This is a genomic window from Loktanella sp. SALINAS62 (assembly GCF_018263905.1).
Lineage (GTDB): Bacteria > Pseudomonadota > Alphaproteobacteria > Rhodobacterales > Rhodobacteraceae > Loktanella.
Genome location: NZ_JAAFZU010000008.1, coordinates 1 through 15,079 on the forward strand (window position 1 = coordinate 1; position 15,079 = coordinate 15,079).

Here is a 15,079-nt window from a genome sequence, read left to right on the forward strand (position 1 = left end):
TTGACCCCAACATGAACCAAAATCCATAATCAGAGGTGGCTCACTTCTCGGTGAAAAAACCGGCTCAGTTCTGAGTGAAAATCAACACCGCAAGGCACTCGTCTTATCGGCGAATACGATGACGGTGTGACCGTCGGGCAGCGCCGCGTGCTTCTAGTTTGGACACGGCTGATCTTCCCGGATGGACGGTCTATGGTCCTCGAACGCCAGCCTGGGGCGGACACTGTAGGCTATGCCGGTCTCGAGGACCGCGTCGACAATCACTGGGCCAGCATCCTGCGCGCCGCCGGCCTCTCGACCTTGCTGGCCGTCGGCGCCGAACTGGCCACGGACGAGGAAGACCGCCTCGCCCGTGTGCTCCGCGACGGGGCCCTCGACACGATCAACGAGGCCGGCCAGCGCATTGTCGAACGCCAACTGCAGGTCCCGCCGACCCTCACAATCCGTCCCGGCTTCCCGATCCGCGTGATCGTCACCCGCGACCTTGTCCTCGCGCCTTCTGGAGGATGACATGACCAAGCTGAAACTTGGCATCATTCCAAACGACAAGCCGGTGAAACTGACCTTGGAACTGCCCGCGTCCCTCCATCGCGATCTCGTCGCCTAAGATATCTAACTGTTATCGCCGGAGTGCCACGTGCTCTGCGGAGACATGCTCCACATACCTGTGTTACCAACTCGGCGTTTTTTGAACTTGTTTGATCTAAGAAGTTTGGCAGACTTGCCAGAGCAGAAAATTGCGTCCAACATATGCTTGATTTCGTACTAGTGGAGTATTGGCTCTAAGCATGTGCCGAGTGAAAGCAATAGGGTCTGGATATGAGCACATGCGCCTTTTGTTTTGATTTGAGACGTTAGGGATTTTTAAGAGTGGCCTGCGGAAAACCTCCAGATCCGAGTCGAGTTACTCCCCCTGCCAACTCTGGCAACATGGCAGTTCATCATGCCACCGAGACATTTGAGGATGCTAGGCAGAAGATTGCTCGTTTAGCTCCAGGAGACTTGATTGATCAAGTTATGGATAAGGCCAATAGAGCACTAGAACGTGCAGTCGCTTCAGGGGCAAATCAGAAAACTATCAACAGATTAAGAGCGCAATTTGACAACTTGCGAGGCCTTACAAGGGAGAGGATGCGGGCCAATGTAAGCGGGCCGGCAGATCGGAAAGTGGAAGGATTCCAACCAGTTGATACAGAATTGGCCTTCAAACAGTTCTCCGAGAGTGCGGCACAACGGAACTCAAAGCCGATCATTAGAGCGATTAAGTCGACGTCAAACTATCAACACGAAGAAGTTAAGCAGCAAATTCTCAAGATTGTCGATCGTCAAGAAAAGCTTGGCTCAATCTACCGGGATCAGTTGGTGACGGATGTAGCTCGTGTTCTGGAGATTTGCCCAAGAGCAGCCGGAATTGTCAAGGCGCTGACCTTTCGAGGTCAGAAGGAGGGCATGACACTTATGAAAGACATCGCAAGTCGGGGAAACAAAGCGATTGGTAGCGCCTACGAATTGATGGGAACTGCCGCCCTAGGAGACAAAACATCCATAGCCAGCAACTCCAAGCATTCAGCTCCAAGCCTGAGGATAAACGTCGGAAAAGATCATGTAGTATTTGGGGCAAAATCACATATAAATTCCAGCTTCCCGGATGGTAAGACACGTGTCGCCAGTACTCGGAAGACAATCGAAAGTGACATTCAGATTGGGCGAAAGACACCTGATGGTTATCGGGAAATTGGTGTCGATTTCAAGCATGTAAAGAACGCAGGTAGCAAGAGCCTAGACCGAAGAGGTGGCCGTGACGTCAGTCAAATCGAAAATGTTGCGAAGGCGATCCAGTCCGGAGATTTACATGAGTACCATTTCGTTACCAATGGACGCTTCTCTGAACCGTTTAAAGAAGCAATAGACAAGGTGAATGATGATCTCGTCGCGTCTGGAAATGACCCGATAGGATTGCACGAATATGTGTCCACACTCGTCAACGACCCCATGTCCGACGGCAAAGCAAGTTGAAGGATAGCTCACTGCTCACATACACAGAGTACTGTCGGTCACGATCCTTAGTCTTCCCAAGCACCTTGGTTGGAGCACTCCAAATATTTGATGGCTCAGATTATTCTGAGTACACATTTACTGAAGGTGTGGAAAATACCGATACAACAGGTCTGTCTTGGATCGTGGAAGTGCTTGAGGATGCAATTGATCCCATACCGAAAAACCTGATCCCTATCATGAGGATAGACGAGTCATCCGTGGCGTGCGCCGTTGGTCTCTATGTGGATGAGGTCGATGCAGACGAAAAGGCCGAGTATGCACTCAAGGTGGTGCGTTGGCATATTGGAAGGGTGCCTCAGCAATACCAAGGTGAGCTACTTGATGTTGACGCCTTCTTGTTCTTGGAATCGGCATACAAGGCGATAGCCAAGCGAGAGGACAACATAAGCAGTGTCATGAAATTGGCTGAGAAGTACCATGTAGACTTCATCGCCAATGGCACACGACCAAAATCGACCGACATGAGACCGGTACAATTGGCGAGTCAGAACGTCATCATTGGCTTGGCTTCACTATGTCAGGATCAGTTTTTTGATGGCCTCCGGGTTCCAGCCTATACTACCTGCCAAGTTCCACATTTGGCCGCAAATGAAGGTGATAGAGCATTGGCTGCCTTGCTGTTGTGTGATGCGTTTCAAAATGGTGGGACGATGGAGGTCAGATTTGGCCCACACTATAAAGAAGCACAAGTTCCACCGAGCCTGATGAGCTATGCTCGGTCGCAAGGGGTGGAAATTGGATACGAAGACGAGTTCGCGATTACCCCCCGTGAATCTAGGCAGTTGTTCTTGGCAGTAACGCCCATGCCTGAGGATCTTGAAGGTCGTGCAATGGAAGCTATCGATTGTGGAGTGATAAGCCCCGAACGTCTCTGCTATAGCTTGATGTCTGGCATCTGGTCAGCCGTAGAGCTCGACTACATCCTAGCTACATCGTCCAGAGTTACGTCCATCATGAAGGGAGGGTGCGGCACCGAAAATAGGAGAGCTAGACTTGCAGAGATTGAGATATGCAGATCCGCAATAATGTCGGGAATGCTCGTAAAACGTTTGGATAACAGTGATCTTGCTGCCGGAGCTGATACCAACGTCAGAGTTTTCGAAGATGGGACGGATAGATCTGGCTGGTCGATTTCCGAAGATGATGGAGTTATTGCGATAGCGACGTCTTGGGTGGGTCGTTTACCTTGGACAAACCCTGTTGATGACAGAGTTATTCTGAAAGCAGATCAGGGATTGATAGTTGTTCCCAGATCACTACCGACGGTTGCTGATTTTGCCTTAGTGTCGCGGCTCAAGTCAGAATACAATTCGATGGTTGTTGCTATCTTAACTCCGTCGGACATGACCTCCTTGGTCCCAGCTGAAACACCTTTATTGACGTGTCCGCTTCGTATGGGCGAGATAGATCAGGATGCAGAACGTCGACTATCATCATTGAGGGTGGGCCGGTCATGAGTAGAGAATACGTAGCTTACGTTCGCATTCCAGGCAGTTTATCAGTACCGATTTCGCAACTTGTACAAGGCGCAGAAGCGAGTTTGGTGAGAAATACAAAACTACCGCCAGGTGATAGAACAGAAGCCGTACGCTTTGAGAACCTACACGCAACAATCGATCAGATAGCCATTGCAGTTATGCTGGACTCAGAAGCAAGCTGTATAACATCGAACGACAGTGAAGTGGTCGCAAAGACCGCTGAAAAGGCGGGGGTGGCTGTCCTTCATAAAGAAGATGCCGTAGATGAAAGCCTTCCATCGGAAGTTCGCAGTTGGATTTCAACTGGGAGTTTTGCGGTTGAACTTCTTTTGCCCCATGGCCAGGGCAGGGATGATGTAATTGCCGCCAAAGCCGCTTCTCCGATCCCGCTCGCCAAACGATGGAAATCGTCTGCCCGTGGTGTTCGTGCGGCAGTCAAGGAACGGTTCGAAGACACAATCATCTCGGCCCTTCAGGATGTTGATCTTAAGGCTTCGATCTCTCCGTCAGGCGTTTCAAATCGCGTTCTGACTGACACCTTGCATAAATATTGTCAGTTTCAGACCACTCACACTCGACGAGATGTGCCAGTGGTCTACCGAGACGGATCCTGTGGTCCAGATTTTCCACTAGGTGCATTAACCATGTGCGAACCAAGTTGGAGAAATGTTCGTACTTTGCGGTTCACGCTCCTTTCGATTAGACATGTGGAAATGGATTCACTCGTCGACGGAGCTTGGTTGCGAAATACCCGCATTAGCAGAACCAGAGAGGCTGGATTGACTGATCGAATTGTCTTCGAGCAGTCTAGAAAGCAGATTCGTTCCCTTGATCTCAAGACACCAACTCTCATCGAAATGTATCAAACGGGGCTAGAGACTGCGATCATCGGATTCTACCGAGCCGTCGCTCTTCACTTGATCGAGCATCCAGGCACTTTAGCTGTTAAGCCTATGTTCTTCATTGGCGGCAATCGCTTTGAGCCTAGCGAAAGGATCTGGGCTGCATGAGCGAAGAAAATACAAGAGGGATATCAACGACGTCAGTATGGCAGGCATCCTGCAAAGACTGCGCGGCTGAGCAGCTGCAATGGGCACGAACGAAGCGAAAATCCCTTCGCGATCCAGAACTTCAATTCGAGTATTCCGATAGCTTTGCACATAGGACTGCTGATATTGGTAACACGAGATCAGATAGGTGCGATAGACACCGCAAATTGCATCGTCAAGCGATTACAGCACTAGCGGTTCCCTATATAGATTTGAAAGTAATAAGGGAGGTGAGTAATCCAGCAAGCCCCTCTGGACCATTGGGTGGATTGGGGCCCCTTCCAATAGTGCACAATCGCGAAGAGCGGTCAGTGGACTTGTCGAAATTCGGTTTCGGAATGAGTGACGCAGATGTCTTAGCTATTCTAGACGGTTTAGCTGACAAACGTGTGGCTGTCATCGAAGCTGGAACAGGCACAGGAAAATCTACTTTTATGCCGTTCCGACTTATGAATCCTCCTCCGGGTGCACAACTGGACTTAACCAAAGTCGGGCCAATCATTGTTACAGAGCCTCGGCGTGCTGCCGCAACTGGAGTTGCAAGATTTGTTGGAGAGGAATTGTGTTTCGGTCACAACAGTCGGAATTGTTACCACCATATAGGGCCGGGATATCCCGTCGGATACCAAGTTAGTGGCGATAAAAATTGGGACGCTGCCTGTGACTTAGTTTATGTCACTGATGGGACAATGATCAATTGGGTGCGCGATGGAAGTCTGTCCAAGATTGGAATGGTTATTATTGATGAAGCGCATGAGCGTAGTGAGAACATCGATATAATCCTTGCCCAATTACGTGAAAAAATTCAAGAGCTTAAGCACCTTAGAGTGATAATAACCTCCGCTACCATCGACTGCAATTTCTTCATCTCGTACTTTGGTGGATCAGAGCAGGTTTTTCATTATGCAGTCCCAGAGAAAAAAAGCTTTGGCTATGGTGTGCCGCTGTTCGTTGGTTGCGACTTTGACAAGAACACACTCGTAGAGGGTTTGAGCGTCAGCTCCTCTCTGGAAAGCCAAGAACGCGATATTTCATTTCCAGGTTGGGCTGAAGCGGGACCGGTGGATGAGTTCGGTGAATGTGAGAATTTGCTTGAGCACACCAAAGAGCTCCTTAACCTGCGATGCATTGACCCAATGCCTTATGAGGATTGGAAAGAAAGCATTTCAAAGGCAGATGCGATCGCAAAGATGCCAGCCGCGATTGCCAAACAAGTTTCAGCAATCGCCAAAGGTACTGAGTGGGGAGATATACTCGCATTTCTACCAACCAAGGATCTCATTGTTGATGCTGTGAAAAAGATCCGAGACCATCTGGCTTCAGACGATTTGGACTTTGATGTATACCCGCTATTGGCGTCTGAGCCCAAGAGCACAATTGATAAGGCGATTGCGGCTCGCGATAGGGGCGACAAGCGCAAAATCGTAGTGTCGTCAAATCTCGCAGAAACTTCACTTACAGTGAGCGGAGTGCGATACGTGGTCGATTCTGGACTAATCTGTCAGTCCACATGGGACCATGAACTTGCGACGGGTTCATTACCGACAAAAACACACAGTCAATCAGGCCTGCGTCAAAGATGGGGTCGTGTTGGCCGTGATGGACCGGGTTGGGTGTTTCCGCTTTACAGTCTTGAGCAATTTCAATCGTTTTCGGTTGATACATCTCCGAGTTCAACAAGAATAAACCTTGAGTCATTCAGCGCGAAATTAATCGCAGCTGGCATAGATCTAGAGAATACACCTCTACCGGCAGGATTTGTTCCAGAAGGTTCATCCTTAGACTCTGATGCGAAAAGTAACATTCACAAGTTCATAATGGAATTGGATCGAGCCCGAACAAACTTGTCGAAAATGGGCGCTGTTGATGATGACGGTCATTTGACAGAATTCGGCCGTGACCTTGAGCGTTTTAGTGGGGATGGGACGCACGGACTTGCTTTGATGCTTGCCGACCAATTGGCATGTGTTCATGAGGTATCATTCGCAATCGAAGTGATGACAAATGGGCTCCTATATGGATCGCGTGATGACAGTATCCTGCAGATCAGTAGGCAGTGGCCATCCGCATGGCGCGTGACAGCCGCACAGCGACATCGGGGGCTCGCCATTGGTTGTGAAGATGATCTCGATCTTCTCATGCGCGTTCTGTCTAGTTGGCAAAATGCCAAAGATCCAAATCATTGGTGTCAAACTTGGTGGGTCAATGGTTCAGCGCTTTCAACGATTGAAAAAGCCGTACGAGTAACACTCCAGACGATGTCTCCTGGTATGAAAAATGAGGCCTGGAGATCGGTTGATGATCAACTCACCGTTCGAGCGAGAGCCGTTCTTACGCGCGCTTTGTCAGGCCATCAGTTCGAACCGGACGAAGTAGGTACCTTTAGAAAAGCAGGAGTCGATGATGCTGAAAGCGTAGCTCTAAGCAGATCGTCTCTTACTCAACCTTCCAACAGGTTCATGGCGCTTCAGCGATATCGCCTGCCCGCGATCGGAGGCGAAGACACACGTTTGCCAATCGTCTCGCATACGATCAACTGCATTCCGTGGATTAACTTTGAGGGCTCGGCAGGAGATCAGCTGGCTTTTCGAATGGCGATCCAAATCGCTGACCAGAGTCGGGGCAGGGATGGTTCGCTGAAATACGACGCCGATCCGCTTCGCGCTGTGAGAGAAACGATACCAATTGGTTCTGTTATGGAGATCACTCTAGGCGGTTCCGAAGAAGGTCACAAACCTCTTGAAACATCAGCACTTGTGAGTGCGCCTTTTGCAAAGCCTGAGTTTGCCGCATCATCGGATAGTGAAGAATTTGACAAAAATGCGAATGAATATGATCTCTGGCATAGAAGAGCACCCGAGATACCCCCGGAAGAGCTTGAGCTCGTTGTTTTGGACCCACGTGCCAGCGAAATCAACGATACTTTAGCAAAGAAAAAGAAGCAGTCTTCGGAGATAGGCGGGGAGACACCCGACGTCGCTCTTCCATCTTTGTTTGTCGAAGCACTATTTGATGAAGTTACATTGGAGTCTGAGTGTAGGGTTCTAGTGGCCGGCTATCGGATCCTAGATGACAACAACATCGTGTTGATCGTCGAAACAGTCTCCGATGAATTTGTTAATGATGATCCAGCGAACCCGCATGGGCTAGAACCATGGCAGGAGGTAAATCTTGTTGTGAGGGGAAAGGTAATAGAAAACGATTCGGAGTATCTGCAGGTTGATAGGATTGATAAGGCCGGTCGTTTTTTTCTTCCATGCAATCGGGGTGGTGGCCTTTATAGGTTTGATTCAGACTATATTGGACGCTTGGCGATTGGTACACGAATGACTGGACGAGTAGTCCGAAAGTACGAAGATCCTGCAACGGTGTCTTTGAGGAGTTGGGCTAAGCAACAGCTGGAAGTAAATGTTGCTGCGACCCTGAAATCGTTCAACGAATCGAGCCCCTTTTTTGAGGTAACGATAGTTTCAGAAGCAAATGAGCATGGTAAAATTACGTTAGAGTTGGATTTGGGTGGCGATGGGCAAAAGGATGTTCACAAGTTTGAGGTTCATGAGGCTTTGATTAACAAACACTCTTTGATATCGAATGAAATCGGTCAAAGGCTTTTAGTTGCATTTAAGGCTGAGACAGATCCTAGAAGAGTAAAACTGAAAGAAGAACTGTCTGAGGAAGCAATTGCCTTTGCGGAGCAGAATAACAGTGGTTTTTCGGTTTTGAATGACAGCATCGTTGCACAAAAAAACAAACCATTGATGTTGTCTTCTATCAAGCGATTGCTCAAAATCCATCCAGATATCGATTGGCAAAGATCAGTGTGGCAGTTCTATGATGAAAGCCTGTGTCTAAACGTAAGTGACGTTCGTCCAGCGCCGAAAACGGTAGAGATAGTCACCAGTAACGTAGTAGCCTCTCTTTTAAAAAGCCGTGCTCGGGATGTTGGCCAGAAACTTGGGGCTCGGGTTAATCTTGCCTCTGGCAACATCATCAAGGTGTCCGATATCGATCCAAAGGTTGTCGATGACGCAGAGCACGAGCTTCAAAGGCTTGCTGGTCTAAAGTATATCTCGATTGATTTACCAAAAGAGTCGCGTCAGTTTTCGTTCGCTCAACTAACAGAGATAGAGTCATCTTCCAAAATTGCTTGGATATGGAGAGATGGTAGCAACGTAACTGTGCTTGGTGAAACGGCAGCGGCAGTCAAGTCAGCTGTTGAAAAAATCAAATCTGCAACCACGGTCGTGGTTGGAGAGCTTCACGTTCCAGAGGGGAAAAATAAATTTCTCATTGGTACGAAAGGAAAATATATAAACCCGATGAGAGAGGTGACCGGATGTGATGCACAAAACCCTGGTGGAAGGTCGAAATGGATCATTCGAGGACCTACGCGCACTGCAGTTGAAGCCTTCTTTGAGTTAGCATCTAAGCAGGTGTGGGGAGCCGAAGGTCGTGTTGTTGAAGCGATAGTGCCAACTGTTGTTGTCGATGGAACGAGGCCTAAAGGGATCAAGCCGGTGACTCCGAAAGTCACGAAAAAAGCAACGAAGGTGGAATCCTCTTCTCGTCAGCCCCCTGCAAGTGCTGTCAGAAAAAGCTTCCAAGAGACAGCAAAACCAAGGAGACCTGCAGCGGACGTCGCCAAAAGTAATGAGCAGAAGCCCAAAGTGGAAGACAAATCGCTCTTTTCCAAGATAATTCGTTGGTTTGAGTGATGCTATTGAGCGGACCCCTTAGTTTGAAGTGGTTCCATCGTTTCGGACAGGTTTGCAGCTGACCTGCCCCCCGAAACCTCCCTCACTTTGATACCAAGCATCTTCTCCATAACATGCCCGCGGCTCTTTCAATTGTTGCAAGTTGACTTGAACCAGGTAACATACCTCCATTCAAAAGGAGGAAAGCAATGCAAGATAAGTGGAATGATGAAGATTTTTTCAAGTCAAGCCTTTCGGGTGTTACCAAAAACCTGTGCGTTGAGGTTGCTATTAAGGGTGACGCAGTAGCGGTCAGAAATTCTACGGCGCCAGACCTCAAGGTGGAGTTTACTGCCGATGAGTGGGAGGCATTTGTTGGCGGCGTCAAAAAGAACGAGTTCGATCTCTAGGGGCTTGAGCCATGGGTCGGCAACGCCGCCGACCCATACCTACCTTTGTTTCGATCTAAACATTTTTCGATATAATCCGTCGGTAAGAGAATTTTTTTTCGATTCTTCGAGGAGTTTTTCTTCTTCTTCATAACTCATTTCGGCTACGCGCAGTGAGAATGTCTCTCGTCGTATAACGTAGCATTGAGCGATTGGCGTTCCTGTCGGAACTATGCCCCTAAAGCTTGTGTTGCGCCATATAGCAGGTATCTGGACTGGGACGTGGTAGTATCTATCAGTATCGACGATGGCAGAAATTGTATTGAATGGTGAACTAAAATCATTTGCGGGATGTGTGAACATCGTTGAGTAACCGGGTGCGGTTTTAATGGTGTAGTAGTTGTGAAACTTGACCACCTCCCCCTCGAATTGATCGATTGTGCATCCACGCAATTGCGCTAAATCATGAAAACTCATTGGACTTCGAAGATAGGAAAGTTCATCAGGAATTTCCTGACGAGTTTCGAACTGAAAACCCTCGTCCGTAACTTCGATATCGCCGACCGAACGCAGGTAGAATCCGGTTTGAAGAATATCCAAAAAAGGCGGACACTTTTTCGCCGTCGGCAACTCATGCTCGCTCGGGGAAATTTCTGTCGCGGACATTGAAAGAAACCAGTTCGGCAAACAGTCCCGACACACAATGGGTTCCGGAGGTTTACTCACTAAACTGCTGTTGAACCGGAACTCTACGGTGTGGCCATTATTGTGGACATGTGTCATTGTCGCATAGCCTAGACCAATTCTTCTTCGCATGTGACTAGAATATTTGAAATGGATTGGAAAACTGAAATCTCCGCTTCGGTGAGATCAGGATGCCATGCATTAACTACTAACACCAAACGTGTGGTCGATGAGTCGTTCCAGACATGGTGTTCGAAGCTATCGTCGAATGCTAACCATCCTCCCTCTTCCCATTTCAACGCATGGCCCGCAATTGAAATTCCACATTCCTCTGGGATAGTTACTCCTAAATGAAGATTTGCGCGGATATTCCAAGGTCCGCAATGTGGTTTTATTGTCGACCCTGATGGCAATCTTGAAATAAAACACAATTCGCCGAGTCGCGGAAAACTGCTTAGCCATTCATGAGTAATCGGAAGTAGCTTTTTCGCATTTTCATTCCACTCATCGCCGGACTTGATATTAAAGTTTTCCCATCTTCCTCCTGTAGATAAATCGGCGAAATCGCACCCAAACTCGGCGGTAATTTTCTGCTCGACCTCGAGGATTTCTGCCGAAATTTCGTTACCAACCTCTTGCAGGTGCTCAACACTACCAAACTCTGAGATATCAAACACTGGACGAGCATCTACTCCCCTTACTCGCATGTTTGGGTACCAATGTTCGCTTCTTTCCCGTGTCGAGAGGCTGTGATCATCGCTCAACAAATCCGCTATGAAACGAAGACACCGGCGGATTTCAACCTCTTGAAAATTGTGCCTTGCTTTGAATTCCAAAGCTCTGAGTTCATTAATAATTTTTTCTGGTAATATCACTTGTACGGGGTATCTCCGGTTGTTATTGGCAATTACCTACTCGGATCGTGAATGTGTCAATAGTTTTTTTCGACCACTAGGCAGGCAGAGCCGCGCAGATCAGTAATCTGGTTCTATTCACGTGTGATCCGCCCGCCAGCGATCAATGTACCACCTACGACTGTATCAAGTGAAACCCCACCTATCCTGCAAGTGCCGTAAAATCGCGACACCTAAGTTTAGGGGTTCTCCAAGAAAACTGGCTCAATCGGAGCATTTGCTGCCTACGAATCGACGGTCCGGTTTTGCCAAGCGTGTTCGGGTCATACGCCCTGTGGCCGATGGAGGATTGGAGCGAAGCGGACCTTAGATCAACCGGTTAGATGGCGGGTCTGTGCAATCTGTTTGCATTGGGTACATGCAAGGATCGAGTCCAAGGGAAACCGACGCGACGACTGAGAAAAATGTGATTGCCAGAGGCGTTCGCCTGTCTCACGCTGCAAACTGCGGAACTCCGCTCTCTACCAACCGCAGAAATCGTTGGTTGCAAGCCCCCGCAACCAACTATGTTTGCGAACCAGCCGCTGGCCCGATCTATGATGTGGACGCTCGATCCGCTGGAGTTTCTTGAGGAGTAGATCGCACCAGACGAATGATACGAGTGGCGAATAGTAGACGAGCGATCTCCAAGTATCCTGAGGTTAAGTTATTTTTATAACAGTGTATTACGCATCTATCTTAAAGCATTAATTCCCGTGCTTTCGAGCCGACTTCGTTCGGATTCGGACGGTAGCCGGACGTCGAACTGGCCTTCTCTCGCGCTGCTTTGGGTCGTGTGTGGTGACTTCTGTTATCCAGCCCCAGCCTTTGTACTTGTCACCCGTCTGACGCAGGTGCGTGTACCTCTTGAGTGATACCCAAGATCGGTGCCCAGAAACCGCAGCGGCGTGCGGGACGTTGTAGCCAATCTCGAACAGGCGGGAGACGCCTTCATGTCTCAGGTCGTGGAAGCGCAGATCCTCGATGCCGAGAAACTGGTTTGCGCGTGTGAAGGAAGCGCTGATCGCGTCGGTCGAGTAGGGGAATATCTGTTCCGAATGCCGGGGCATCGCCTCGATAATAGCGAGAGCTGGATCAGGAAGGTCGCACCACACGTCGTTGCCGATTTTTTCGCCCGGGTTCTTCATGTCCCGAACCAGCACACGTTTGCCGTCCTGGTCAAGGTCGGCCCAACTGATGCGCGTGATTTCCTCTTGCCGGCGGGTCGAGAAGATCGCGAAGGCCATGACGCGGTGCATCGGTACGGAGGAGGGGCGTCGGATCGACCGGTCGAGGAAGTGCGTCATCAGTCGATCAAGCTCGTCCAACGTCGGCCGCCGGTCCCGATGTCGACTCTTCTGGGTCAGGCCGAGCTTCTTCGCGACAATCAGGGCGTCGCGCATTGCTTTCTCGTCGAGGGGATAGTTCCAGGCGGGTCCAGCAACGGTGAAGACGGCGCTCATGTGCGACATGTAGTTTGACACCGTCTGAGGCGTCACACCCGATTTCAGTTTTTCCTGTGCGAAGGCGACGATGTCCGCGCTGTCGATCTCAGCGCACGGCTTGCCCGCGATGTCGAAATTCTTGATGCTCTTGAGTACTTGGGACTTGGTCCGACCGATTGCCTTTGCGCTATCATCGACATATTTATCTATGGCGTCGGCGAGGGTTACATCACGGCGTTTGTGGTCGCCTGCGCGGAAGTCCTCCAACGCACCGGGTTTCGCCAAGTCCTTCTCGCGTTTCTCGAGCCAGGCCGCGGCGATCGAGCGGCGCTCGAAGGTGCGGTTCTCGCGAAAAACCGTCTTTCCTGCTCGCCGGATCGCGATTTGGGTGAGCCAGGAAGTGGAGCCGTCTTTCCGCTTTCGCTTGATGATGGTACCCATGAAGTTACAACATGAGGCCTAAGTTACAACATTTGTTGTAAACCATGCCAAAAATGGGCGAGAATTACAACATATGAGACAAGAACGGGGTGGTTGAATAAGCGGTAAATGGCTGATAAAGATAAAAAATATAACGTTCTCAATGCGTCCCGTTTATCCGTCGCGCCGATGATGGATTGGACCGACAGGCATTGTCGGTATTTTCATCGGCTGATGTCGCGTGATGCTTTGCTGTACACAGAAATGGTGACGGCACCGGCGCTGGTGCATGGGGACGCGGCGCGCTTGTTGGCGTTCGATGCGGCAGAACATCCTGTCGCCCTGCAATTGGGTGGGTCCGACCCGTCTTTGCTGGCGCAGGCCACGCGGATCGCGACGGAAGCAGGCTATGACGAGGTCAATCTGAACTGCGGCTGTCCATCCGACCGGGTGCAATCGGGTCGGTTCGGGGCAATTCTGATGACGGAACCGGACCTTGTTGCGGCCTGCGTGCGCGCAATGCAGGATGCGACCGATCTGCCGGTCACGGTGAAATGCCGGATCGGCGTCGATGATCAAGACCCCACGACCGTACTGCCGGATTTTTTGCAACGGGTGTCTGATGCCGGGGTCGCACGTTTCACGATTCACGCGCGCAAGGCATGGCTGCAGGGGCTAAGCCCAAAAGAAAACCGCGATATTCCACCGCTGGATTACGACCTTGTGTTGGCAATGCGCGACCGGTTCCCCGACCTGCATCTCAGCATCAACGGTGGCGTGAACAGCCTTGATACGGTTCAGGATTTTCTGGATCGCGGTCTGGACGGGGTGATGGTCGGGCGGGCCGCTTACCACGACCCGGCGACCATTTTGCTGGATGCCGACGCGCGTACCTTTGGCCGTGATCATGCCCCCACGGCAGAGGGCACGGTGCACGCGATGATACCATATATCGACGCGCATCTGGCGCAGGGGGGGCGGCTGCACCAGATCACGCGGCATATGCTGGGTTTGTTTCCGGGGCGTCCCGGCGCGCGGATGTGGCGCAGGCATTTGTCGGAAAATGCGCCCAAGGATGATGCGACATCGCAAACGGTGCTGGACGCGCTGCAATTCGTGACGCAGGTTGCCGCCCAATAGGGAGGACACACCGTCATGGATACGATGTTGCTTGTGGAAATGGCGGCTTTGCTGCTGGCGATCGGCGCCTTTGCCGGCGTTTTGGCGGGCCTGTTAGGCGTCGGCGGCGGCATCGTGCTTGTCCCGGCGTTCTATTATGCCTTTGTGGCGTTGGGGTTCGACGGGCCTGACGTGATGCGCTTGTGCCTTGGGACGTCGCTGGCGACGATCATCGTGACGTCTGTCCGGTCCGTGCTGTCGCACAACAGGAAAGGCGCGGTCGATTGGGGCATCCTGCGGTCCTGGACCGTGGGGATCGTGGTCGGGTCGGTTTTGGGCGTCTTGTTGGTGTCGCAACTGGCGACGGGTGCGTTGCAGGCCATTTTCGGCATTCTTGCAATCGTCGTGGGCGTTTATATGATGCTTGGGCGCAATCACTGGCGTCTGGGCGACGGTATGCCGACAGGGCTGCCACGGGTCATCCTGTCGCCGCTTCTGGGGTTTCTGTCGGTGCTGATGGGGATCGGCGGCGGATCGTTCGGCGTGCCGGTGATGTCGCTTTATGGCGTGCCAATTCACCGTGCCGTAGCCACGGCAGCCGGGTTCGGCGTGATCATCGCAGTCCCGTCGGTCGCAGGGTTCCTGCTGACGCCGATGCGCGACGCGCCGCCGTTCACGTTTGGATCGGTCAACGGGATCGCGTTCCTGCTGGTCATTGCCATGACGCTGATCACAGCCCCGATGGGCGCGGCACTGGCCCACAGGATCGACGCCAAACCGCTAAAGCGGGTTTTTGGCGGGTTCCTGATCATTGTGGCGCTGAACATGCTGCGCAAAGTACTGATCTGAC

10 protein-coding genes and 2 pseudogenes are annotated in these 15,079 nt (G+C 50.9%); 9 read left to right on the forward strand and 3 right to left on the reverse strand.

The window, feature by feature from the left end; genetic code table 11:
* Window positions 1–87: 87 nt before the first annotated feature.
* The 7 genes and pseudogenes from GZH79_RS04110 to GZH79_RS04140 all read left to right on the forward strand — a co-directional run.
* Window positions 88–510, forward strand: a pseudogene (locus tag GZH79_RS04110) (TrbI/VirB10 family protein); the annotation flags it as partial.
* 1 nt (window position 511) lies between these two features.
* Window positions 512–604 (forward strand): annotated as a pseudogene (locus tag GZH79_RS04115) (DUF2274 domain-containing protein); the annotation flags it as partial.
* A gap of 326 nt (window positions 605–930) precedes the next feature.
* Window positions 931–2,016, forward strand: coding sequence for a hypothetical protein (locus GZH79_RS04120; protein ID WP_211642092.1), 1,086 nt, complete (start codon window positions 931–933; stop codon window positions 2,014–2,016).
* Window positions 2,013–3,515 (forward strand): hypothetical protein, encoded by a 1,503-nt coding sequence (locus GZH79_RS04125; RefSeq protein ID WP_211642097.1) that lies wholly within the window; start codon window positions 2,013–2,015, stop codon window positions 3,513–3,515. The genes GZH79_RS04120 and GZH79_RS04125 overlap by 4 nt, the downstream gene beginning before the upstream one ends.
* Window positions 3,512–4,546: a hypothetical protein gene (locus tag GZH79_RS04130; RefSeq protein WP_211642099.1), complete on the forward strand. Its 1,035-nt coding sequence runs from the start codon at window positions 3,512–3,514 to the stop codon at window positions 4,544–4,546. The genes GZH79_RS04125 and GZH79_RS04130 overlap by 4 nt, the downstream gene beginning before the upstream one ends.
* 377 nt (window positions 4,547–4,923) lie before the next feature.
* Complete coding sequence (locus tag GZH79_RS04135; RefSeq protein ID WP_211642101.1) at window positions 4,924–9,300, forward strand: DEAD/DEAH box helicase; 4,377 nt, start codon at window positions 4,924–4,926, stop codon at window positions 9,298–9,300.
* 188 nt (window positions 9,301–9,488) lie between these two features.
* Window positions 9,489–9,689 (forward strand): DUF397 domain-containing protein, encoded by a 201-nt coding sequence (locus tag GZH79_RS04140; protein WP_211642103.1) that lies wholly within the window; start codon window positions 9,489–9,491, stop codon window positions 9,687–9,689.
* Between the two features lie 39 nt (window positions 9,690–9,728).
* Here the strand turns inward: GZH79_RS04140 and GZH79_RS04145 are convergent, their stop codons facing one another.
* The 3 genes from GZH79_RS04145 to GZH79_RS04155 all read right to left on the reverse strand — a co-directional run bounded on the left by GZH79_RS04145 (window position 9,729) and on the right by GZH79_RS04155 (window position 13,131).
* Window positions 9,729–10,334: a hypothetical protein gene (locus GZH79_RS04145; protein ID WP_211642105.1), complete on the reverse strand. Its 606-nt coding sequence runs from the start codon at window positions 10,332–10,334 to the stop codon at window positions 9,729–9,731.
* A 128-nt stretch (window positions 10,335–10,462) separates the two neighbouring features.
* Entirely contained in the window at window positions 10,463–11,116 is a 654-nt protein-coding gene (locus GZH79_RS04150) for an aspartyl/asparaginyl beta-hydroxylase domain-containing protein (protein ID WP_211642107.1), read from the reverse strand.
* Between the two features lie 836 nt (window positions 11,117–11,952).
* A complete protein-coding gene (locus tag GZH79_RS04155; RefSeq protein WP_211642108.1) occupies window positions 11,953–13,131 on the reverse strand; it encodes a site-specific integrase in 1,179 nt (392 codons plus the stop codon).
* Between the two features lie 108 nt (window positions 13,132–13,239).
* Here GZH79_RS04155 and dusA point away from each other — a divergent pair, with 108 nt between their 5' ends.
* Together dusA and GZH79_RS04165 are read left to right on the forward strand one after the other, a co-directional pair.
* The gene (dusA, locus tag GZH79_RS04160) at window positions 13,240–14,250 is read left to right on the forward strand and encodes a tRNA dihydrouridine(20/20a) synthase DusA (RefSeq protein ID WP_211642110.1); all 1,011 of its coding nucleotides are present in this window, start codon (window positions 13,240–13,242) and stop codon (window positions 14,248–14,250) included.
* Between the two features lie 15 nt (window positions 14,251–14,265).
* Window positions 14,266–15,078 carry a sulfite exporter TauE/SafE family protein gene (locus tag GZH79_RS04165; protein ID WP_211642112.1) on the forward strand — a complete coding sequence of 271 codons (813 nt, stop codon included), beginning with the start codon at window positions 14,266–14,268 and terminating at the stop codon, window positions 15,076–15,078.
* Window position 15,079: the final 1 nt, after the last annotated feature.

Bases quoted from the DNA above. Each gene is read 5' to 3' on its own strand.
- GZH79_RS04120 (WP_211642092.1), top strand. From the start codon at position 931: ATGGCAGTTCATCATGCCACCGAGACATTTGAGGATGCTAGGCAGAAG.
- GZH79_RS04130 (WP_211642099.1), top strand. From the start codon at position 3,512: ATGAGTAGAGAATACGTAGCTTACGTTCGCATTCCAGGCAGTTTATCA.
- GZH79_RS04135 (WP_211642101.1), top strand. From the start codon at position 4,924: ATGAGTGACGCAGATGTCTTAGCTATTCTAGACGGTTTAGCTGACAAA.
- GZH79_RS04140 (WP_211642103.1), top strand. From the start codon at position 9,489: ATGCAAGATAAGTGGAATGATGAAGATTTTTTCAAGTCAAGCCTTTCG.
- GZH79_RS04145 (WP_211642105.1), bottom strand. From the start codon at position 10,334: ATGTCCGCGACAGAAATTTCCCCGAGCGAGCATGAGTTGCCGACGGCG.
- GZH79_RS04155 (WP_211642108.1), bottom strand. From the start codon at position 13,131: ATGGGTACCATCATCAAGCGAAAGCGGAAAGACGGCTCCACTTCCTGG.
- dusA (WP_211642110.1), top strand. From the start codon at position 13,240: ATGGCTGATAAAGATAAAAAATATAACGTTCTCAATGCGTCCCGTTTA.
- GZH79_RS04165 (WP_211642112.1), top strand. From the start codon at position 14,266: ATGGATACGATGTTGCTTGTGGAAATGGCGGCTTTGCTGCTGGCGATC.